At 61.0% G+C, this 21,382-nt stretch carries 21 protein-coding genes and 1 pseudogene; 7 read left to right on the top strand and 15 right to left on the bottom strand.

The annotated features are described in order from the left end of the window. Positions 1–14 precede the first annotated feature (14 nt). Positions 15–764, bottom strand: a complete 750-nt coding sequence (locus tag OC605_RS11935) for a substrate-binding periplasmic protein (protein WP_262137314.1) — start codon at positions 762–764, stop codon at positions 15–17. 145 nt (positions 765–909) lie between these two features. Between OC605_RS11935 and dnaX the strand changes: the two are divergent. The 5 genes and pseudogenes from dnaX to OC605_RS11905 all read left to right on the top strand — a co-directional run bounded on the left by dnaX (position 910) and on the right by OC605_RS11905 (position 6,698). Next, a pseudogene (gene dnaX, locus OC605_RS11930) lies at positions 910–2,987 on the top strand (DNA polymerase III subunit gamma/tau). Between the two features lie 66 nt (positions 2,988–3,053). Continuing rightward, on the top strand, positions 3,054–3,392 hold the full coding sequence (locus OC605_RS11920; protein WP_003223337.1) for a YbaB/EbfC family nucleoid-associated protein: 339 nt from the start codon (positions 3,054–3,056) through the stop codon (positions 3,390–3,392). A 261-nt stretch (positions 3,393–3,653) separates the two neighbouring features. Beyond that, on the top strand, positions 3,654–4,688 hold the full coding sequence (locus tag OC605_RS11915; protein ID WP_262137312.1) for an NADP-dependent oxidoreductase: 1,035 nt from the start codon (positions 3,654–3,656) through the stop codon (positions 4,686–4,688). A gap of 66 nt (positions 4,689–4,754) precedes the next feature. Beyond that, on the top strand, positions 4,755–5,357 hold the full coding sequence (gene recR / locus OC605_RS11910) for a recombination mediator RecR (protein WP_122747111.1): 603 nt from the start codon (positions 4,755–4,757) through the stop codon (positions 5,355–5,357). Between the two features lie 192 nt (positions 5,358–5,549). Then, complete coding sequence (locus OC605_RS11905; protein ID WP_262137308.1) at positions 5,550–6,698, top strand: acyl-CoA dehydrogenase family protein; 1,149 nt, start codon at positions 5,550–5,552, stop codon at positions 6,696–6,698. A 110-nt stretch (positions 6,699–6,808) separates the two neighbouring features. On the opposite strand, the gene OC605_RS11900 is transcribed toward OC605_RS11905, so the two are convergent. Next, entirely contained in the window at positions 6,809–7,357 is a 549-nt protein-coding gene (locus OC605_RS11900) for an adenine phosphoribosyltransferase (RefSeq protein WP_024012326.1), read from the bottom strand. Between the two features lie 75 nt (positions 7,358–7,432). Continuing rightward, complete coding sequence (gene fnr, locus OC605_RS11895; RefSeq protein WP_016773865.1) at positions 7,433–8,167, bottom strand: fumarate/nitrate reduction transcriptional regulator Fnr; 735 nt, start codon at positions 8,165–8,167, stop codon at positions 7,433–7,435. A gap of 154 nt (positions 8,168–8,321) precedes the next feature. Between fnr and OC605_RS11890 the strand changes: the two genes are divergently transcribed. After that, on the top strand, positions 8,322–8,804 hold the full coding sequence (locus OC605_RS11890) for a hypothetical protein (RefSeq protein ID WP_262137306.1): 483 nt from the start codon (positions 8,322–8,324) through the stop codon (positions 8,802–8,804). Here OC605_RS11890 and hemN read toward each other — a convergent pair. From hemN to OC605_RS11850, 8 genes are all read right to left on the bottom strand, one after another. Then, the gene (gene hemN, locus OC605_RS11885) at positions 8,801–10,183 is read right to left on the bottom strand and encodes an oxygen-independent coproporphyrinogen III oxidase (protein WP_262137304.1); all 1,383 of its coding nucleotides are present in this window, start codon (positions 10,181–10,183) and stop codon (positions 8,801–8,803) included. The genes OC605_RS11890 and hemN overlap by 4 nt on opposite strands. Positions 10,184–10,380: 197 nt before the next feature. Then, positions 10,381–11,064: a sulfite exporter TauE/SafE family protein gene (locus OC605_RS11880; protein ID WP_262137302.1), complete on the bottom strand. Its 684-nt coding sequence runs from the start codon at positions 11,062–11,064 to the stop codon at positions 10,381–10,383. Then, entirely contained in the window at positions 11,057–11,269 is a 213-nt protein-coding gene (ccoS, locus tag OC605_RS11875) for a cbb3-type cytochrome oxidase assembly protein CcoS (protein WP_039763029.1), read from the bottom strand. The genes OC605_RS11880 and ccoS overlap by 8 nt, the downstream gene beginning before the upstream one ends. Before the next feature lie 23 nt (positions 11,270–11,292). Further along, the gene (locus tag OC605_RS11870; RefSeq protein WP_262137300.1) at positions 11,293–13,743 is read right to left on the bottom strand and encodes a heavy metal translocating P-type ATPase; all 2,451 of its coding nucleotides are present in this window, start codon (positions 13,741–13,743) and stop codon (positions 11,293–11,295) included. A 213-nt stretch (positions 13,744–13,956) separates the two neighbouring features. Next, positions 13,957–14,496, bottom strand: a complete 540-nt coding sequence (locus OC605_RS11865; protein ID WP_186565732.1) for a FixH family protein — start codon at positions 14,494–14,496, stop codon at positions 13,957–13,959. A 13-nt stretch (positions 14,497–14,509) separates the two neighbouring features. Next, positions 14,510–15,925 carry a cytochrome c oxidase accessory protein CcoG gene (ccoG, locus tag OC605_RS11860; protein WP_073474016.1) on the bottom strand — a complete coding sequence of 472 codons (1,416 nt, stop codon included), beginning with the start codon at positions 15,923–15,925 and terminating at the stop codon, positions 14,510–14,512. 222 nt (positions 15,926–16,147) lie between these two features. Then, positions 16,148–16,558, bottom strand: coding sequence for a type II toxin-antitoxin system VapC family toxin (locus OC605_RS11855; RefSeq protein ID WP_133338914.1), 411 nt, complete (start codon positions 16,556–16,558; stop codon positions 16,148–16,150). Beyond that, complete coding sequence (locus tag OC605_RS11850) at positions 16,558–16,815, bottom strand: type II toxin-antitoxin system Phd/YefM family antitoxin (protein WP_186565728.1); 258 nt, start codon at positions 16,813–16,815, stop codon at positions 16,558–16,560. The genes OC605_RS11855 and OC605_RS11850 overlap by 1 nt, the downstream gene beginning before the upstream one ends. A gap of 257 nt (positions 16,816–17,072) precedes the next feature. Here OC605_RS11850 and OC605_RS11845 point away from each other — a divergent pair, with 257 nt between their 5' ends. Further along, positions 17,073–18,077: a metallophosphoesterase family protein gene (locus tag OC605_RS11845; protein WP_133338910.1), complete on the top strand. Its 1,005-nt coding sequence runs from the start codon at positions 17,073–17,075 to the stop codon at positions 18,075–18,077. Positions 18,078–18,132: 55 nt separating this feature from the next. On the opposite strand, the gene ccoP is transcribed toward OC605_RS11845, so the two are convergent. From ccoP to ccoN, 4 genes are read right to left on the bottom strand one after another with little or no spacing between them, the layout of a single operon-like run. Beyond that, entirely contained in the window at positions 18,133–19,116 is a 984-nt protein-coding gene (ccoP, locus tag OC605_RS11840; RefSeq protein WP_186565726.1) for a cytochrome-c oxidase, cbb3-type subunit III, read from the bottom strand. Then, entirely contained in the window at positions 19,113–19,298 is a 186-nt protein-coding gene (locus OC605_RS11835) for a CcoQ/FixQ family Cbb3-type cytochrome c oxidase assembly chaperone (protein ID WP_016775513.1), read from the bottom strand. The genes ccoP and OC605_RS11835 overlap by 4 nt, the downstream gene beginning before the upstream one ends. A 5-nt stretch (positions 19,299–19,303) precedes the next feature. Further along, the gene (ccoO, locus tag OC605_RS11830) at positions 19,304–19,912 is read right to left on the bottom strand and encodes a cytochrome-c oxidase, cbb3-type subunit II (RefSeq protein WP_007917161.1); all 609 of its coding nucleotides are present in this window, start codon (positions 19,910–19,912) and stop codon (positions 19,304–19,306) included. Further along, the gene (gene ccoN / locus OC605_RS11825) at positions 19,912–21,354 is read right to left on the bottom strand and encodes a cytochrome-c oxidase, cbb3-type subunit I (protein WP_024012334.1); all 1,443 of its coding nucleotides are present in this window, start codon (positions 21,352–21,354) and stop codon (positions 19,912–19,914) included. Before ccoN ends, ccoO begins: the two co-directional genes overlap by 1 nt. Between the last annotated feature and the right edge of the window lie 28 nt (positions 21,355–21,382).

Here is a 21,382-nt window from a genome sequence, read left to right as displayed (position 1 = left end):
CGGCCCACATGGGGTTAGGGTGTGGTTGAAGAGGCGCCGGTGTACAACCGGATTATGTCGTCGATCTCGCCGGACATTTTCATCCGCAGCAACGTGCGCAGGATCCGCTGCACCGGCACGTTCGGGTCGTTCCTCACATAGCAGCCGATATTCTGTTCCTGCAGCACCGCGACCCCTTGCAGCTGCTGCTCCGGCAACAGGCGCTGATTGATCCAGTCCAGCGTCCACTGATTGCTCACCGCATAGCGGTATCGCCCGGCCAGCAGCTTTTCCAGTACCTGTTCCTGATTGCGCGCGTCTTCGCGTTGCAACTGGTCAGCGTCGAACAGCGGTTGCAGGGTAGGGTAGCTGTAACCGAGGACGGTGCCGATGGCCTGGCGCGGCAGCCGGGCGGGATCGATCTGCGCCGGTTGCTCCTTGCGGCTGATCAGCAGGTCGCGCTGAAACCACAACGGCACGCTCCAGATGTAATCGCCGGACTGATTCGGTAGCCACGACTGTGCGGCATAGCAGCGCACGTCGATGTCGCCGTGCTCCATGGCGCTCTGAACCCGCGCGCGCGGCAGGACGACGAATTGCGCTGGCGCGCCAACCTGGGTCGCCAGGCTGAGCAGGACGTCGTGCAGGATGCCCTGGGTCGGACTGCCGCCTTGCAGTTGCACCATCGGCATCGCCCAACTGTCCGGCACGGCGAAGCGCAACGGCGCTTGCGCTGCCATCGCGTTGAGGCTGATACCCAGCAATGCCGCCACGGCCCACCGCATAAACGCTCCGGTAATTCCCCATCCCGAGCTGATAAAAGCCTCTGCTGATGCAGCTTAGCCATATTAGACGAGGACACCGGATGCAATTTTGCCCTTGCTCCGCTAGCATTAGCCGCTTCTGCTTCCTTCGCTGCGACGGTTTTCGATGAGTTATCAGGTTCTTGCACGTAAATGGCGTCCACGCTCGTTCCGCGAAATGGTCGGCCAGACCCATGTGCTCAAGGCTCTGATCAATGCCTTGGACAGCCAACGGCTGCACCACGCCTACCTGTTCACCGGGACGCGCGGGGTCGGCAAGACCACCATCGCGCGGATCATTGCCAAGTGCCTGAACTGCGAGACAGGTATCACCTCCAGTCCCTGCGGCGAGTGTTCGGTGTGCCGCGAGATCGATGAGGGGCGTTTTGTCGACCTGATCGAGATCGACGCCGCCAGCCGCACCAAGGTCGAAGACACCCGCGAACTGCTCGATAACGTGCAGTACGCGCCAAGTCGTGGGCGCTTCAAGGTCTACCTGATCGACGAAGTGCACATGCTTTCCAGCCATTCCTTCAATGCGCTGTTGAAAACCCTCGAAGAGCCGCCGCCCTACGTCAAATTCATCCTGGCGACCACCGATCCGCAGAAACTTCCAGCAACGATTCTTTCGCGTTGCCTGCAGTTCTCCCTGAAAAACATGACGCCTGAGCGTGTGGTCGAGCATTTGACCCACGTGCTGACCGCAGAAAACGTACCGTTTGAAGACGATGCACTGTGGCTGCTTGGTCGCGCTGCTGACGGCTCGATGCGTGACGCCATGAGCCTGACCGATCAGGCCATCGCGTTCGGTGAAGGCAAAGTGCTCGCTACCGACGTGCGCGCGATGCTCGGCACGCTGGATCACGGTCAGGTCTATGACGTGCTGCATGCGCTGATCGAAGGCGATGCCAAGGCGCTGCTCGAGGCCGTGCGGCATCTGGCCGAGCAAGGTCCGGACTGGAACGGCGTGCTCTCGGAAATTCTCAACGTGCTGCACCGCGTGGCCATCGCTCAGGCGCTGCCGGACGGCGTCGACAATGGCCACGGCGACCGTGATCGCGTATTGGCCCTGGCCCAGGCGTTGCCGGCCGAAGATGTGCAGTTCTATTACCAAATGGGCCTGATCGGTCGCCGCGATTTGCCGCTGGCGCCGGACCCGCGCGGCGGTTTCGAAATGGTCTTGCTGCGGATGCTCGCGTTCCGCCCGGCGGATACGGCGGACGCGCCGAGGCAACCGCTAAAGCCAGTGGGGATCAGCCAGGCCACAGTTGATTCCGCAAACTCAGTGGCTGCCGCGCCGAAGCCTGCGCCGGTGGTCGCTGCGGCTGTTGCCCCGGCGCCCGCACCCGTAGCGGCGCCGGCTGCCGAGCCAGAACCCGTTGCGCCAGTTGTCGAAGCGCAACCGCAGCCTGAGCCGGTCGCTATCGAGGCCGTGGTCGATCTGCCGTGGAACGACCCGGTGGAAGCCGAGGCCGAGCCTGCGCCCGTTCAGCAACCCGCTGTCGAACCCGTGCTGGAAACCGCCGGCGAGCAGCCCGAGCTGCCGCCGATGCCGCTGCCGACCCCGGACAGCGTGGTGCCGGATGCGCCGGAGTGGGCCGCTGCGCCAATCCCGAGCCGTCCGTCGCCGACGTCGATGCCGCTACGCCGGGCATGGACATGGACGACGAACCGCCGCTGGATGAAGACTACATCGAGCCGGACATGGATTCGGCCTACAGCTACCTCGACGAACTGGCCAGCGAACACGCCGCCGATCCAGAACCTGAGCCCGAGCCGGAACCTGCCGCCGCGCCGGCCACCGGTCTGGCCCTGCAATGGCTGGAGCTGTTCCCGAAGCTGCCGATTTCCGGCATGACCGGCAGCATCGCCGCCAACTGCACGTTGATTGCGGTCGATGGCGATCACTGGCTGATGCACCTTGATCCGGCTCACAGTGCCCTGTTCAACGCCACGCAACAGCGTCGTCTCAACGACGCGTTGAACCAGTTCCACGGGCGCACGCTGACCCTGACCATCGAGCTGATCAAGCCCGAGCAGGAAACCCCGGCCCAGGCCGCCTCGCGCCGCCGCGCCAATCGCCAGCGTGAGGCGGAGGAATCGATCCACGGTGATCCGTTCATCCAGCAGATGGTTCAGCAGTTCGGCGCAGTGGTGCGAAGCGATACTATTGAACCTGTCGACGCCTTGGTCACCCAAGGCTAATAACTGAAGGTGCTCGGCCTCGATGGCCGGGCGCTGTTTTATCCAAGTACGTTTGAGGTGATTCCCATGATGAAAGGTGGCATGGCCGGCCTGATGAAGCAGGCGCAGCAGATGCAGGAAAAAATGGCCAAGATGCAGGAAGAACTGGCCAACGCCGAAGTCACCGGCAAGGCCGGCGGCGACATGGTCACCGTGGTGATGACCGGTCGTCACGACGTTAAAAGCGTGAGCATCGACCCAAGCCTGGTCGAAGGCCTGAGCGAAGACGACAAAGAGATGCTGGAAGCCGTGGTCGCTGCCGCCGTCAACGACGCCGTGCGCAAGATCGAAGCCAACAGCCAGGAAAAAATGGGCAGCATGACCGCCGGCATGAACCTGCCAGCGGGTATGAAACTGCCTTTCTGATTCGCCTTTGGGCGGCAGATGAGCTACACAAAATGCCAGGCATTGTGCCTGGCATTTTTGTTTCTGCCTGACGGGCATGTGCCGGCAGACTGACGCTTTCGCGAGCAGGCTCGCTCCCACAGGGATTGCATTTCAAAGTGTGGGAGCGAGCCTGCTCGCGAAGGCGGCGCCTCGGTCAAAACTGCAGAAACATCGAACACACCACCGTTACCAAGGTCTGCTCCCTATACACCGAATTCCCCATTCACAGGAGACGCTGACATGTCCGACCCTCTCACCCTCAATCAACGCTTCGTCCTCGCCTCGCGCCCGACCGGCGCGCCGACCCCGGAGAACTTTCGTCTCGAGCGCGAGGCGCTGCCGGATCTGCAGGACGGTCAGGTGCTGTTGAAAACCCTGTACCTGTCGCTCGACCCGTACATGCGCGGACGTATGAGCGACGCACCGTCCTACGCTGCGCCAGTGCAAATCGGCGAAGTCATGACCGGTGGTGCGGTCAGCCGGGTCGAGCAGTCCAATCATCCGAAATTCCACGCCGGTGATCTGGTGGTTGGCGCCACCGGTTGGCAGAGCCACAGCATCAGCGACGGTCGCAACATCATGCCGATCCCGGCCGGCCTGCCGAGCCCGTCGATGGCCCTCGGCGTACTGGGTATGCCCGGCATGACCGCGTACATGGGCCTGATGGACATCGGTCAGCCGAAAGAAGGCGAAACCCTGGTGGTGGCTGCGGCGTCCGGCGCCGTCGGCTCGGTGGTCGGGCAAGTGGCGAAGATCAAAGGCCTGCGCGCGGTCGGCGTGGCCGGTGGGGCCGAGAAGTGCAAATACGTCGTTGAGGAGCTGGGTTTTGATGCCTGCATCGACCATAAGGCCGAAGACTTTGCCGAGCAGCTGGCCAAAGCCTGTCCGAACGGCATCGACATCTATTACGAGAACGTCGGCGGCCATGTCTTCGACGCGGTCGTGCCGTTGCTCAATCCCAAGGCGCGCATCCCGTTGTGCGGCCTGATCGCCGGCTACAACGCCGCCGAAGCGCCGACCGGCCCGGATCGCCTGCCGATGCTGCAACGCACATTGCTCACCAAGCGTGTGCGTATTCAGGGCTTCATCGTCTTCGACGATTACGGTGATCGTCAGCCGGAATTCATCAGCCACATGGTGCCGTGGGTACGCGACGGCAAGGTGAAATTCCGCGAGGACGTGGTCGAAGGCCTGGAGCAGGCGCCCGAGGCGTTCATCGGTCTGCTGGAAGGGCGCAACTTCGGCAAACTGGTGGTCCGGGTCGCCCAGGACTGAGGATTTGACGCTGGCCAGAGGCGCGGGTATAAACCGCGTCTCGTTGTTTAGTCGGACTGTTTACCCATGAGCTTCAGCCCCTTGATTCGCCAACTGATCGACGCTCTGCGCACCTTGCCAGGCGTGGGTCAGAAAACCGCTCAGCGCATGGCGTTGCAGTTGCTCGAACGTGATCGCAGCGGCGGTACGCGTCTGGCCCAGGCCTTGAGCCAGGCCATGGAAGGCGTCGGCCATTGCCGCCAATGCCGTACGCTGACCGAAGACGATCTGTGCCCGCAATGCGCCGACCCGCGCCGCGATGACACGCTGCTGTGCGTAGTCGAAGGGCCGATGGACGTTTATGCGGTGGAGCAGACCGGCTTCCGTGGCCGCTATTTCGTGCTCAAGGGGCACCTGTCGCCGCTGGATGGCCTGGGGCCGGAAGCGATCGGCATTCCGCAACTGATAGCGCGGATAGAAGAGGCGGGGACCTTTACCGAAGTCATCCTCGCCACCAACCCGACAGTGGAAGGCGAGGCGACGGCGCACTACATCGCGCAGTTGCTCAACAACAAAGGCCTGGTCGCCTCGCGGATTGCCCATGGCGTGCCGCTGGGCGGTGAGCTGGAGCTGGTCGACGGCGGCACGCTGGCGCATTCGTTTGCCGGGCGTAAACCGATTTCCCTCTGAATTTGCGGCGTCTGAACTGACGCCTTCGCGAGCAGGCTCGCTCCCACATTGGTTTTGTGTCGTTCACAAATCCCCTGTGGGAGCGAGCCTGCTCGCGAATGGCGCGCCGCGGTCCATCTGATTCACACAATTTCATTGATAACCAAGCAAGCGCTCGGTTAACGTCGGCGAACCCTTCCGTGGAGCTCGCCCATGCCTGCCTTTCAGGAATACTTCGACCCCAGCCATCAATTGGTCCGCGACAGCGTCAGACGTTTCGTCGAACGCGAGATCCTGCCGGACATCGATCAGTGGGAAGAAGCCGAAAGCTTTCCCCGTGAGCTGTACCTCAAGGCCGGTGCGGCGGGCATTCTCGGTATCGGCTATCCCGAGGCGCTCGGCGGCAGCCATGAAGGCGATCTGTTCGCCAAGGTCGCTGCCAGTGAAGAGTTGATGCGCTGTGGCTCTGGTGGCCTGGTGGCGGGGCTGGGGTCGCTGGATATCGGCCTGCCGCCGATCGTCAAATGGGCGCGGCCGGAAGTGCGAGAGCGGGTGGTACCGCTGGTGCTCAGCGGCGAGAAAATCAGCGCGCTGGCAGTCACCGAGCCCGGCGGCGGCTCCGACGTCGCCAACTTGCAAACCCGCGCCGTGCGTGACGGTGACTTCTACCGGGTCAGTGGCAGCAAAACTTTCATCACCAGCGGTGTGCGCGCGGATTTCTACACCGTCGCGGTGCGCACCGGTGCGCCGGGGTTCGGCGGTATCAGCCTGTTGCTGATCGAGAAGGGCACGCCGGGTTTCAGTGTCGGTCGGCAATTGAAGAAAATGGGCTGGTGGGCGTCGGACACCGCTGAATTGTTCTTTGACGATTGCCGCGTGCCTGTAGGAAACCTCATTGGCGGAGAGAACATGGGCTTCGCCTGCATCATGGGCAATTTCCAGAGCGAACGGCTGGCGCTGGCGCTGATGGCCAACATGACTGCGCAATTGGCGCTGGAGGAGAGCCTGAAGTGGGCGCGCGAGCGTGAGGCGTTCGGCAAACCCATCGGCAAATTTCAAGTGATCAAACATCGCCTCGCCGAAATGGCCACGGCGCTGGAAGTGTCGCGCGAGTTCACTTATCGGCAAGCGGCGAAAATGGCGGCGGGGCAGAGCGTGATCAAGGAGATTTCCATGGCGAAGAACTTCGCCACCGACACCTCGGACCGGATCACCACCGAAGCCGTGCAGATTCTTGGCGGGCTCGGTTACATGCGTGAAGGCCTGGTGGAGCGGCTGTATCGGGATAACCGCATTCTGTCGATTGGCGGCGGGACGCGGGAAGTGATGAATGAAATCATCAGCAAGCAGATGGGGCTTTAAATCTTGCGGTGTAGCTGCCGGCCCCTTCGCGAGCAGGCTCGCTCCCACAGTTGTAATGCATTGCCCTGTGGGAGCGAGCCTGCTCGCGAAAGCGGCCTGTCAGACGCTGCTTATTTATCGGTCAAAGCAAACTGCGTCAGGCAAAACGTCGGAATGCCCATGTCCTGCAAGCGCTGCGAGCCTTGCAGCTCTGGCAGATCAATGATGGCCGCCGCTTCATGCACCCGCGCGCCCATGCGGCGAATCAGGTTGGCTGCTGCGATCAGCGTGCCGCCGGTAGCGATCAGGTCATCGAACATCACCACCGAATCGCCTTCACACAGGCTGTCGGCGTGCACTTCCAGAAACGCTTCGCCGTACTCGGTCGCATAACCTTCGGCGAGCACGTCCGCCGGCAGTTTGCCTTGCTTGCGGAACAGCACCAGCGGCTTGTTCAACTGGTAGGCCAGTACCGAACCGATCAGGAAACCACGGGCATCCATGGCGCCGATGTGAGTGAAGTCGGCTTCGACGTAGCGGTGGGCGAAGCTGTCCATCACCAGGCGCAGGGCCGTCGGCGACTGGAACAGCGGGGTGATGTCGCGAAAGATCACGCCCGGTTTCGGGAAGTCGATCACGGGGCGGATCAGGGATTTGATGTCGAAGGAGTCGAAGACCATCGGGGTGTCCTGGCAGGGCTGCAAACGGCGCAGTATACCCGCGGCTGAAACGATTCGCTCAACCGCGGGTCGTGATCAGCCTTCGATCGAACCGCCGGCCAGCGCACACAGCTGAATCGGGTCGAGGATGTGGATCTCCTTGCCCTCGGCGGCGATCAATTCGTTCTGCTGGAAACGGGTGAACACCCGCGACACGGTTTCCACCGCCAGGCCCAGGTAATTGCCGATTTCATTGCGCGACATGCTCAGGCGGAACTGGTTGGCCGAGAAGCCGCGAGCGCGGAAGCGGGCCGACAGGTTGACCAGGAAGGTAGCGATGCGCTCGTCGGCGGTCTTCTTCGACAGCAGCAGCATCATTTGCTGATCGTCGCGAATCTCGCGGCTCATCACCCGCATCAACTGGCGGCGCAATTGTGGCAATTGCAGCGCGAGTTCGTCGAGGCGTTCGAAGGGGATTTCGCAGACCGAAGTGGTTTCCAGCGCCTGGGCCGAGACCGGGTGTTTTTCGGTGTCCATGCCCGACAGGCCAACCAGTTCGCTCGGCAGGTGGAAGCCGGTCAGCTGTTCTTCGCCGGCATCGCTCAGGCTGAAGGTTTTCAGCGCGCCGGAGCGGACTGCATAAACGGAATCGAAGGTGTCGCCCTGGCGGAACAGGAACTCGCCCTTCTTCAGCGGGCGGCCGCGTTTAACGATTTCGTCGAGCGCATCCATGTCTTCCAGATTCAGAGAAAGTGGCAGGCAGAGCGGGGCCAGGCTGCAATCCTTGCAGTGGGCCTGGTTGTGAGCGCGCAGTTTGACTGGCTCGGACATTTCTTCAATCCTTGTGGGAAAACACACATAAGCCGTAAGGGTAACCCACGGAAGGACATTCAGGCCAGCACGCGGCGGCGTTGTCCTACAGACATAAAGCCGCAGCAGCTGCGGCCGATAACCCACTATCAGTACTCATCCAAGGAAGGCCCCGATGACCGCCATTGGCACGCTAAGCCCCGGTAGCAGCGGTATTGCTGCTTCGCCGGAGGTAACCGGTCCCGACGCTGCAATCGACCGCGACGACGCCTTGTCGAATACGGCAACCCCGACTTTGGTCGAGGGCGTCAAAGTGTCGCTGTCCGGCGCGGCCATCGCCAAATCCGCCGCTGTCGGCGGCGAAAACAGTGACATCGACAACAGTGGCTTGCCGGAGAACATCCAGCAGTTGCTGAAGATGATTCGCAAGATCCAAAAAGAAATCATCGAGAAAAAAGCCCGCATGGCGGCGGTCATGTCAGACAGAACCCTCTCCAACGAGGAAAAGATCAACAAGCTCGCCGCACTGCGGGGCGCCATCGCCGCCCTCAACAGTGGCCTGATCACCGCCAACCTCGCCCTGTCGAAAGTCATGAACCAGTCGGCGCTCAACCCTGACCAGAACCTCAAGGTCGGCTCGTTGCTGACCAAGCCTTAAATCACCCGCGAGAAACGCTGGCGGTTCTGCTGCTCCAGGTACGCATCGAAGACCATGCACACCGAGCGCACCAGCAATCGGCCCGCTGGCAACACCTCGATGCGCTCGCGCTCAAGCCTGATCAGGCCATCCTCGGCCATACCTTGCAACTGCGGCCACAGCGCGCCGAAGTAGCCTTGAAAATCGATGTTGAACTGCTGCTCGATCTCGGCGAACTCGAGTTTGAAATTGCAGATCAGCTGCTGAATCACTGCGCGGCGCAAGCGGTCGTCGGCGTTGCACACCAGACCGCGACTGGTCGCCAGCTGCGCGCTGGCCAGGCTGTTCTGATACGCGTTGAGGTCGCTGCTGTTCTGGCAGTACAGATCGCCGATCTGGCTGATCGCCGACACGCCCAGACCAATCAGGTCGCAATGGCCGTGGGTGGTGTAACCCTGGAAATTGCGTTGCAGGGTCTGCTCTTCCTGAGCGATGGCCAGTTCGTCATCAGGCAGGGCGAAGTGGTCCATGCCGATGTAGCGGTAGCCGGCAGCGGTCAGTTGCTCGATGGTGCGCTGGAGCATTTCCAGCTTGTGCGCCGGGCTCGGCAGTTCGCTGCTGTTGATCCGCCGTTGCGGCATGAAGCGTTCCGGCAGGTGCGCGTAGTTGAATACCGAGAGGCGATCCGGTTGCAGACTGATCACTTCCTCGACGGTGCGAGCGAAGTTGTCTGGTGTCTGCTTTGGCAGGCCGTAGATCAGATCGATGTTGATCGAGCGAAACTGCAAAGTGCGCGCCGCATCGATCACCGCGCGGGTTTCTTCCAGGCTTTGCAGGCGATTGACTGCGCGCTGCACCGCCGGGTCAAGGTCTTGCAGGCCAATGCTGACCCGGTTGAAACCCAGTTCGCGCAGCAGGCCCATGGTCGACCAGTCGGCTTCGCGCGGGTCGATTTCGATGCCGTAATCGCCCGAGTCATCGTTGAGCAGATTGAAATGCTTGCGCAGGTGCGCCATCAGCTGGCGCAATTCGTCGTGGCTGAGAAAGGTCGGTGTGCCGCCACCGAAATGCAGCTGCTCGACGGTTTGCGCCGGGTCGAGGTGGCAGGCAATCAACTGGATTTCCTGCTCGAGCCGTTGCAGATACGGTTGCGCGCGGCCGCGGTCCTTGGTGATGACCTTGTTGCAAGCGCAGTAGTAACAAATGTTGGCGCAGAACGGCACATGCACGTACAGCGACAACGGCCGCTGCGCCTTGCGGCTGTCGCGCAGGGCATGGAACAGGTCGAAAGTGCCGACCTGACCGTGAAATTGCACGGCGGTCGGGTACGAGGTGTAGCGTGGCCCCGCCAGATCGTAGCGGCGGATCAGATCAGAGTCCCAACGAATGGCGTCGAGCATGCGGGCATTCCCCCGGATAGGCTGGCAGTGTGGCAAGTCTAGGGGAGGGCGTTACAGGGCATCTTGATTTGCATCAACGGCGAGGATTTGTGTTGTTCGTGCGGGCGTCTTCGCGAGCAGGCTCGCTCCCACATTGGATTTGCAGCGTACTCAAGACCTGTGGGAGCAAGCCTGCTCGCGAAGGCCGCGCCACACATTTAATGGCCCATAAGCCAATGCTGATGCGGCCCGGGCAAGGTCCATAAGCCAAACACAATCACCAGCAAGCCCCCCGCCATGCGCACGCTGCGTTTGCGCAAGATCGCGGTGACCCGTTCAGCCGCCAGCCCGGTGGCGAGCAGCACCGGCCAGGTGCCGAGGCCGAAAGCGAGCATCAGCAACGCACTGTCCAGCGCATTGCCCTGACTCGCGCTCCACAGCAAGGTGCTGTAAACCAGCCCGCACGGCAGCCAGCCCCACAGCGCACCGAGCAGCAAGGCACGCGGCACGCTGGAAACCGGCAGCAAGCGATTCGCCACCGGTTGAATAAAGCGCCACAAACCACGCCCGAGCGCTTCGATACGCGTCAACCCGCTCCACCAACCGGCCAGGTACAAGCCCATGGCGATCAGCAGCAAACCGGCCAGCACGCGCATGAACAGCGCCGCCGGGCTGTTGGCGACGGCCCAGCCGGCCAGACCGATGAGCAATCCCGCCGTGGCATAACTGAGAATCCGCCCGAGGTTATACGCCAGTAACAGACGAAAGCGCCGGCTGCGCTGCTCCTTGGGAATCGCCAAGGTCAGCGCGCCCATCAGGCCGCCGCACATGCCCAAACAATGGCCGCCACCGAGCAGGCCGAGAATCAGCGCCGAGACCAGCAGGGGCGCCAGTTCAAGCATGGGGTGGCGCCTTGTCGTCCGGTTTGCCGGCGTTGGCTTCGTCCACGGCAGCGGTGTGATTAGGGTCCTGATCGTCAAACAGGATGCTGTGGGCCGGGCCGTCGAGGTCATCGTACTGGCCGCTGTCCACCGCCCAAAAGAAGATGTACACGGCGATGGCGACGATGAGCAAGGCAGCGGGAATCATCACGTAGAGAGCTGGCATCGGTAACTCCAGGCCCGCGCGGCTCAGGCCGGCAGCGGGCGGGTTTGGGTCGGGCTGCCGGCGGCCGGCGCGCTCGGCAGGCGAGTCAGGCGCAGGGCGTTGAGCACCACGGTCAGCGAGCTGATCGACATGCCGACCGCCGCCCACACCGGAGTGATCCAGCCGAGGGCGGCGAACGGCAACATGAGGCCATTGTACAGCGCCGCCCACAGCAGGTTTTCGATGATTACCCGGCGCGTGCGTCGCGCCAGCGCGAAGGCTTGCACCAGGGCGTCGAGGCGGTTGGACAACAGCACCGCGTCGGCGCTGGTTTTCGCCAGGTCGGTGGCCGAGCCCATGGCCACGCTGATATCGGCCGCAGCCAGCACCGGCGCGTCGTTGACGCCGTCACCGAGCATCACCACTTTGCGTCCTTCCTTGTGCAGTTGTTGCAGCACTTGCAGCTTGTCACCGGGGCGCAAGCCACCACGGGCCTCGTCGATGCCCAGTTCGGCGGCGACACTGGCGACCATCGGCGAACTGTCGCCGGACAACAGTAAAGTGCGCCAGCCCCGCGCTTTGCAAGCCGCGAGCAGAGCGGGGGCATCGTCACGCAGGCGATCATCGAGTACCAGCCACGCCAGCGGTCCGTGCGTGTCGGCGAGCAGCAACCATTGTCCGGCCTCATCAGGCATTGACGGCAGCGCCGCGCCGCTCAGGGCACAGGCAAACGACGCCTGACCGATACGCAAGCGTTGCTCACCGACCACGCCTTCCAGGCCCAGCCCCGGTGTGCTGTGTACGTCCTCGGCGGCCAGTGGCGCACGGCCGAAAGCGCGGGCAATCGGGTGTTCCGAACGGTTTTCCAGCGCAGCGGCGAGGCTCAGGCATTGCTCGCTGTCGAGCCTGCCGAGCGGGCGAATCGAGCGCAGCACCAAGCGGCCTTCAGTGAGCGTGCCGGTCTTGTCGAAGATCACCGTGTCGATCCGGTTCAAGCCTTCCAGCACATGGCCGCGGGTCAGCAGCAGGCCGAGTTTGTGCAGGGTGCCGGTGGCGGCGGTGAGGGCGGTCGGCGTCGCCAATGACAGCGCGCAGGGGCAGGTCGCCACCAACATGGCGAGGACGATCCAGAACGCCCGCGCTGAGTCCAGCTGCCACCACAGCAGGCCGATCACTGCCGCAGCAATCAGCGACAGCAGCAAAAACCATTGCGCGGCGCGGTCGGCGATTTCCGCCAGACGCGGTTTCTGCGCCTGAGCGCGATCGAGCAGGCGCACGATCGCGGAGAGACGCGTGTCCTGTCCCAGCGCCTGCACTTGCACGGTCAATGCGCCTTCGACGTTGAGCGTGCCCGCAGTGACCGCATCACCGAGCGTGCGTGGCTGTGGCAGGTATTCGCCGGTCAGCAGCGATTCGTCGATGCTCGACTGGCCGTCGATGATCTTGCCGTCAGCCGGCAGAATCGAGCCCGGCTGCACCAGAATCCGCTCGCCCACACGCAACTCGCTGAGCAGGATGCGTTCGCTCTGGCCATCGCTATCCAGGCGCAGGCACGAGGCCGGTAACAGATTGACCAGTTGCGCGGTGGCAGCAGCGGTGCGTTCGCGGGCGCGACGTTCCAGATAGCGTCCGGCCAAAAGAAACAGGGCGAACATGCCGACCGCATCGAAGTACAGCTCGCCGACGCCGGTGATCGACGTCCAGATCCCGGCGATATAAGCGCTGCCGATCGCCAGCGACACCGACACGTCCATGGTCAGGTGGCGCGTACGCAAATCGCGCATCGCGCCTTTGAAGAACGGCGCGCAGCTGTAGAACACGATGGGTGTGGTGAGAAACAGCGCGACCCAGCGCAGGATCGTGTGCAGCTCGGGGCTGAGGTCGATGTTGAATTCCGGCCAGGTGGCCATGGTCGCCATCATCGCCTGAAACCACAGCAACCCGGCGACGCCGAGCTGGCGCAGGGCCAGGCGATTCTCGCTGGCCAGTTGTTCGCTGGCGCGGTCGGACTGGTACGGGTGGGCGGCGTAACCGATGTGGCGCAGCTCGGCGAGGATCTGGCTCAGCGGCAATTGCGCGTCGGCCCAACGCACGTGCAGGCGATGGTTGGACAGGTTCAACCGCGCTTCGGCGACGGCGGGCAGGGTGCGCAGGTGTTTCTCGATCAGCCAGCCGCAAGCGGCGCAACTGATGCCTTCCATCAACAAGGTGGTTTCGGCCAGATCGCCTTCGTGGCGCACGAAGGGTTGCTGCACGTCGGCGCGGTCGTACAGCGCCAGTTCATCAGTCAGTTGCACCGGCAGCGCTTCGGGATTGGCCGACGCTTCGCTGCGATGCTGGTAATAACTTTCCAAACCACCGGCGGCGATGGCTTCGGCCACCGCCTGACAGCCCGGGCAGCAGAATTCGCGGTATTGTCCGAGGACGACAGCGGTGAAGCGGCTGCCCGATGGGACGGGCAGGGCGCAGTGGTAGCAGGGAACTGGGGTGGTCATGGCATTGATGAGGGTGTGAGCCCTTGCATTGGGGGTGTTCGCTTGCCCTCACCCCAGCCCTCTCCCGGAGGGAGAGGGAGCCGATCGGTGTGAGCCTGAAGAGCGGCTTCAGTCGCCGACATTGTCACTGTCATACGCCCCGCTTCCAGGCAACCGAAATCAGTCCCCTCTCCCTCCGGGAGAGGGCTAGGGTGAGGGGCTCTTGATTTTGATTCACTTCTTCAGATCTTCCGCACCCTGCAATGGCTCATCACCCAGCAGTAGTTCCTTGTCATGGCTGACCAGCTCTTCTTCAAACATGCGCCACACGTGCTCATCCTGGCTGCCAAGCAACTCGACAAACCGTCGCCCTTCGACCTTGTCGCTTAACTGGCCAATGTAGCGCCCGCTGTCGCTGCCACTGCGGGTCAGCATGATCTTGCGATCCTTCTCCGGCTGGGTCGGCGAGATCAGGTTCAGTTCCAGGGTTTGCGGCTGGCTGTCACCGTTCAAGCGCAGATCGACTTCACCGGTCACATCATCCAGATGCACCGCTGCACGCAGCTTCAGGGTTTGCGCCAGCAGCTCGCGATCCAGTGAACGGTTGATGCCTTTGCCCGCTTCGTAATAGTTGTCGTTGACCAGGTTGTCCGGGTTGTTCACCGCGATGGTCACCATGGACAGGGTCAAGGCCACCGAGCAGGCCAGAATCGCGATGATGATCCACGGCCAGAGGTGCTTGTACCAGGGACTTGCGGCGTTTGCAGCGGGCATGTTCAAAATTCTCTCAACGGATTTGTGGGCCGATGAATCGGCTCTTGGCTTCAACGTGGACGCTGTCGTCATCGGCGTCCTTGAGGATGAATTTCACCTCGTTGGTGCTCGATGGCAGTTGTTCCGGCGCGCTCGACAACTCGACCGGCATGCTGACGATATCGCCGGCGGCCACCTTGATCTCGCGCTTGCCTTGCAGGCGCAGGTCCGGCAGGCCTTCGGCTTGCAGCAGGTAAGTGTGGTCGCGCTGATCCTTGTTCATGATCTTCAGGCTGTAGACGTTTTCGATCCGGCCTTCAGCGTTTTCGCGGTACAGCACGCGGTCTTTGCTGACGTCGAAACCGACCAGTGAGCGCATGAAGAACGCGGCGACCAACAGGCTGATCATCGCCAGCAGCACTACGGCATAGCCGATCAGGCGCGGACGCAGTTTATGGGTTTTCTGCCCGGAGAGGTTGTGTTCGGTGGTGTAGCTGATCAGCCCGCGTGGGTAATCCATCTTGTCCATGATGCTGTCGCAGGCATCGATGCACGCAGCGCAGCCGATGCACTCGATCTGCAGGCCATCGCGGATGTCGATGCCGGTCGGGCAGACCTGCACGCACATCGTGCAGTCGATGCAATCGCCCAGCCCCAGCGCCTTGTAGTCGATGCCTTTCTTGCGCGGCCCACGGCTTTCGCCACGGCGCGGGTCGTAGGAAACGATCAGCGTGTCCTTGTCGAACATCACGCTCTGGAAGCGCGCATACGGGCACATGTAGATGCACACCTGCTCACGCAACCAGCCGGCATTGCCGTACGTGGCAAGGGTGAAAAAACCGACCCAGAAATACGACCAGCCATCAGCCTGGCCGGTGAAGAACTCGATGACCAGTTCGCGGATCGGCGAGAAGTAGCCGACAAAGGTCATGCCGGTGACAAAACCGATCAGCAGCCACAGCGAGTGCTTGGCCAGTTTGCGCAGGAATTTGTTGGCGCTCATCGGCGCCTTGTCGAGCTTGATGCGCTGGTTGCGGTCGCCTTCGGTGACCTTTTCGCACCACATGAAAATCCACGTCCACACGCTCTGCGGGCAGGTATAACCGCACCAGACGCGCCCGGCGTACACGGTGATGAAGAACAGGCCGAACGCGGCAATGATCAACAGGCCCGAGAGCAGGATGAAATCCTGTGGCCAGAAGGTCGCGCCGAAGATGAAGAACTTGCGCTCCGGCAGGTTCCACCACACTGCCTGATGACCGCCCCAGTTCAGCCACACCGTGCCGAAATACAGCAGAAACAACGCCGCACCGCCGAGCATCCGCAGATTGCGGAACAGGCCGGTGAAGGCACGGGTGTAGATTTTTTCTCGTGAGGCATAAAGGTCGACGCTGTTGTTCGCGTTCTTGCTCGGCGGCGTGACGTCGTGTACCGGAATCTGATTGCTCATCATTGCATCCCACGGCAGTGGAAAAATGCCTCGGTCGATACGTGCCAACCGAAGTCAAAAAGGGCTGTTGCAGTAGCGTGATGATACGCCTGCCGCTCTGGCTCAAGGGTGCGACCTTTGGTCGCGTTGGGTAAAAAATGCGGATGGTGTAGTGATCGCGCAAAAGCCTGACGCAGATCAATTGACTTGTTGAGTATGGACGGTTTTGGTGGGCTGGCTGACTCATGGTTCCCAAGGGTTGAGCAGTGCGACGCCGCTGGCGTGAAAGTCGCTGACGTTGCGGGTGACGACGGTGAGGCCGTGGACCAGGGCCGTTGCGGCAATCAGCGCGTCGCTCTCGTTGGCGCGATCCGGGACGTGCAGCCCGGCACAGCGAATCGCCACTGCCGCATCAACCGGCAGGATCCTCGTGTCGAATGTTGGAAGTACGTGACGATTCAACCAGCTGCGCAAAACTTTGCCCTGCGTCGCATCGTGGCGTTCGATGCGCAAAACGCCGATTTCCAGTTCATTCAAGGTGATGGCTGAAATGAACATGCGCGGGGCGATGACGCTTCTGGCCCAAGCGACCACGTTCCGGTCTGCCTGGGGTTTACGCAATTCCGATATGACATTGGTGTCGAGCAAATACATCAGGACAGATCCACAGGGCGATGAGTGATAACGGCACGCTCGGTTTCGAACTCGATATCAGCCGCTTCGGGCATGACCAGCAGGTCGACGATACTGGGGTTGGTGCCGGTGAGTTTCTGGTACTCCTCAATGCTTAGCAGTACGTGAGCAGGCCTGCCACGGTCGGTGATGATTACCGGCCCGTGAAGCGCGGCTTTTTTGGCACTACTTGTGTCCTGATTGAATTCGCGGCTGGATACAGTGGTAATGGCAATCATAACGACCTCCTGCTGGTGAAGAATGTAGGAACGTTACTACCACCCAGCGATGCTGGCAATCATTCAGTTACGCATCTGTATGACCACCCATCGCATCCCGCTGCCAAAGTTGATTTTTTCAATAAGATCTGAAGTTTTGAAATATAACTAATTGAATATTTTGTTATTGGCTTTTGAAGTTTGCCCGGTTTTCGAATAAGTTCTTTTTTCGCGAAAATCAATTCGCGCGTATAGATTGATCAAAGGGAATTAATAATATGGCTTTGAATAAAGTTGTAAGTGTCTCGCTGGGTGTTTGTCTGATGATCGCAATGGCGTCGGCGCAGGCAATAACGGGCACGCCGGTACATATGGTATTTGCCTCGGATACTCAGTATCCGTGGACTGACAAGACTGACAGCCGCACGCCGGAGTCGGATAAAGATTTCGAGGAGCGTTCCAAGTGGCTGGTTGAATCGCAACTGGCGAGCATCGCCGATTTCCGCCGCAGCAATGGCTCTAGTGTCCACGTTCCGTTGATGATCAATGGCGATATCACTGCCTTTGGGCATGGCTGGCAGCGGTCTTATATGAAAGCCACGTTGAGCAAGTATTTCGGTGATGATTATCTGTATGGGTTAGGTAATCACGATTATGAAAATAACGTCGATGATTGTTTCAGTAATAGTTGTGCTGCGGGTAGCATCGTCGAGTTCAAGGAGCATCACGAAGGTAAAGTGGATAGTTTTGATTTGAAGATTGCCAGTGGCTTTCTGAACAAGACTTATTCGGGCAGTCTCGCCTACTCGAAAAACATTGGCGAAGTGCATATGGTTCAACTCAATAATGAGCCGACCTATACCACTCGAATTGCCCATGCGCTGAACCCGACGACGTTCGAAATCAACGATGCGCTGGACTGGCTCGAGACGGATCTGCGACATGCGCGGATTCAGGGCTACGCAATCATCATCAATATGCACAAACCTTTGCGGCACCAGGGCAGCCGCGAGCAGTTGAAGCGTTTCCACGACATGGTCAACAAGTATCAAGTGACGGCCATTTTTGCCGGCCACCTGCACACCGAGGGCGGAGAGTCCTATTGGGAGGGCAGCGTCCCCATGTATCTCAGTGGCAGCACCTCTCAGCAAACCTACCTGACTGCGAGTTTCACCGAGGATCGCAGCCAATTGCAGGTCTACCTGGTGAAGAACAACCAATGGCGTGAGCGGACGCTGATCGATACCACGGCAGTGCACTCGATCTTTGCCAGGCGCCCATGAAAAAAAGGCCCCGCCAATCTCATTGGCAGGGCCTTTTGTGTTTCAGGCGTTGGCCTTACTCAGCGATCGCTTCTGGTGCTTTTTCACCATGGGACAAGCTGTAAACATACGCCGCCAGCAGGTGCACCTTGTCGTTGCCTTGCAGTTGCTCCTGCGCCGGCATCTGGCCCTGACGGCCGTAACGGATGGTCTGCTGCAGTTGCGCGAAGCTCGAGCCGTAGATGAACGCGCCCGGATGGGTCAGGTCAGGCGCGCCCATCGCTGGGGTGCCTTTGCCGGCAGGGCCGTGGCAGGCCACGCAGTTGGCAGCGAACAGTTTCTGGCCGTTGGCCGGGTCGGCCTTGGTACCTTCCGGCAGTTTGCGCCCGTCGAGGTTGGTCACGACGAATGCCGCTACGTCAGCCACGCCTTGCTCGCCGATCACTTCAGCCCACGCCGGCATCACCGCGTGGCGGCCGCCCATGATGGTGGTCTTGATGGTTTCCGGCTCACCGCCCCAGCGCCAGTCGGCGTCGGTCAGGTTGGGGAAGCCATAGGCGCCCTTGGCGTCGGAACCGTGGCACACCGAGCAGTTGGACGCGAACAGACGGCCGCCCATCTTCAGTGCTTGCGGATCCTTGGCGACTTCTTCGATCGGCATCGCCGCGAACTTGGCGAAAATCGGACCGAAGCGCGCGTCCGAACGGGCCATTTCCTTTTCCCACTCGTGGACGCCGGTCCAGCCGGTCTGGCCGTTGGCGAACGCGGTCTGCTTTTCGGTATCCAGATAGTTGTAGCCCGGCAGCAGACCTTTCCAGTTGCCCAGACCCGGGTACAGCACCAGATAACCCAGGGCAAAAATGATGGTGCCAACGAACAGCATGAACCACCATTTCGGCAGCGGGTTGTCGTACTCCTCGATCCCGTCGAAGGAGTGGCCGACCGTCTCGTCCGTCTGTTCGCTGCGCTGGCCCTTGCGGGTCGACAGCAGCAGCCAGGTCAGGGCGAAGATCGTACCGAGACTGAGGACTGTGACGTACAGACTCCAGAATGTAGTCATTCTTTGTTACTCCTAGAAGCTTGCTCGACGTGCTTGATGGCTTCGGGATCATCGGCAAAAGGCAGCATGGTCGCGTCGTCGAATTCCGACTTGCGCTTGGGGCTGAACACCCACAAGGCCAGACCGATGAAGGCCACCATCACGACCACGGTGCCCAGGCCTCGAATCATCCCGATATCCATCAGATTCACCGTTTGCTTTTGATGATGGTGCCCAGGCCTTGCAGATAGGCCACCAGCGCGTCCATTTCGGTTTTGCCCTTCACGGCATCCTGTGCACCGGCGATGTCTTCGTCGGTGTACGGCACGCCGAGGGTGCGCAAGACTTCCATTTTTTTCGCGGTTTCCTTGCCGTCGAGCTTGTTTTCCACGAGGAACGGGTAAGCCGGCATTTTCGACTCGGGGACCACGTTGCGCGGGTTGTACAAGTGCGCACGTTGCCAGTCATCGGAGTAACGACCGCCCACACGGGCCAGGTCCGGACCGGTACGTTTGGAACCCCACAGGAACGGGTGATCCCAGACGCTTTCACCGGCAACCGAATAGTGGCCATAGCGTTCGGTTTCAGCGCGGAACGGGCGGATCATCTGCGAGTGGCAGCCGACACAACCGTTGGCGATGTACACGTCGCGGCCTTCCAGTTCCAGCGCCGAGCGCGGCTTCATGCCCTCGACCGGCTTGTTGGTGACGTCCTGGAAGAACAGCGGAACGATTTGGGTCAGGCCACCGACGCTGACGGCGATGACCATGAAGAAGGCCAGCAGGCCAATATTCTTCTCGACAGCTTCATGCTTCATCAGTGAGCTCCAACGACGGCAATCTTGGCGGCGGCTTCGGCTTCAACCGGATCCGACGCACGAACGGTGCGGTACACGTTGTAAGCCATCAGCAGCATGCCGCTGGCAAAGAAAGCACCGCCCAGCGCACGGACGATGAAGCCCGGGTGGCTGGCCTGCAGCGCTTCGACGAACGAGTAGGTGAGGGTGCCGTCATCGTTGATTGCACGCCACATCAGGCCCTGGGTGATGCCGTTGACCCACATCGAGGCGATGTAGAGCACGGTGCCGATAGTGGCAAGCCAGAAGTGCGCATTGATCAGCCCGGTGCTGTGCATCTGCGCCCGGCCGAACAGTTTCGGGATCATGTGGTAGATCGCGCCGATCGAGATCATCGCTACCCAACCGAGGGCGCCGGCGTGTACGTGGCCGATGGTCCAGTCGGTGTAGTGCGAGAGCGAGTTGACGGTCTTGATCGCCATCATCGGCCCTTCGAAGGTCGACATGCCGTAGAACGCCAGCGATACCACGAGGAAGCGCAGGATCGGGTCGGTGCGCAACTTATGCCAGGCGCCCGACAGGGTCATCATGCCGTTGATCATGCCGCCCCAGCTTGGCGCCAGGAGGATGATCGACATCGCCATGCCCAGCGATTGTGCCCAGTCCGGCAGGGCGGTGTAGTGCAGGTGGTGCGGGCCGGCCCAGATATACAGGGTGATCAGCGCCCAGAAGTGCACGATCGACAGACGATAGGAGTAGATCGGGCGTTCGGCCTGTTTCGGCACGAAGTAGTACATCATCCCGAGGAAACCGGTGGTCAGGAAGAAACCCACCGCGTTGTGGCCGTACCACCACTGGATCATCGCGTCAGTGGCACCGGAGTAAGCCGAATACGACTTGAACAGGCTGACTGGCAGCGACATGTGGTTGACGATGTGCAGCATCGCGGTGACGACGATGAACGCGCCGTAGAACCAGTTGCCGACATAGATGTGCTTGGTTTTGCGCTTGGTGATGGTGCCGAAGAACACCAGACCGTAAGTGACCCAGACAATCGCCAGCAGAATCGCGATCGGCCATTCCAGTTCGGCGTATTCCTTGGTGGTGGTGTAACCCAGCGGCAAGGTAATGATTGCGCCGACGATGACCGCTTGCCAGCCCCAGAAGGTGAAGGCAGCGAGGCTGTCGGAAATCAGTCGCGTCTGGCAGGTTCGCTGCACGACATAGTAGGAAGTGGCAAACAGTGCACAACCGCCGAAGGCGAAAATCACCAGGTTTGTGTGCAACGGGCGCAAGCGTCCAAAGCTCGTCCACGGCAGACCGAAGTTCAGTTCCGGCCAGACCAGTTGCGAGGCGATGAAGACACCGAGCCCCATGCCAAGGATCCCCCAGACCACCGTCATGATGGCGAACTGGCGGACTACCTTATAGTTATAAGCAGTCGGACTGATTGCTGTGCTCATTCTAAGGTTCCACGGTTTGGGTATTTTT

The sequence above is a fragment of the Pseudomonas sp. Marseille-Q5117 genome (genome assembly GCF_946901175.1).
GTDB classification, from domain to species: Bacteria; Pseudomonadota; Gammaproteobacteria; order Pseudomonadales; family Pseudomonadaceae; genus Aquipseudomonas; species Aquipseudomonas iranensis.
The sequence above is the reverse complement of the archived record's forward strand: the minus strand, read 5'-3'. Positions and strand labels throughout refer to the sequence as shown.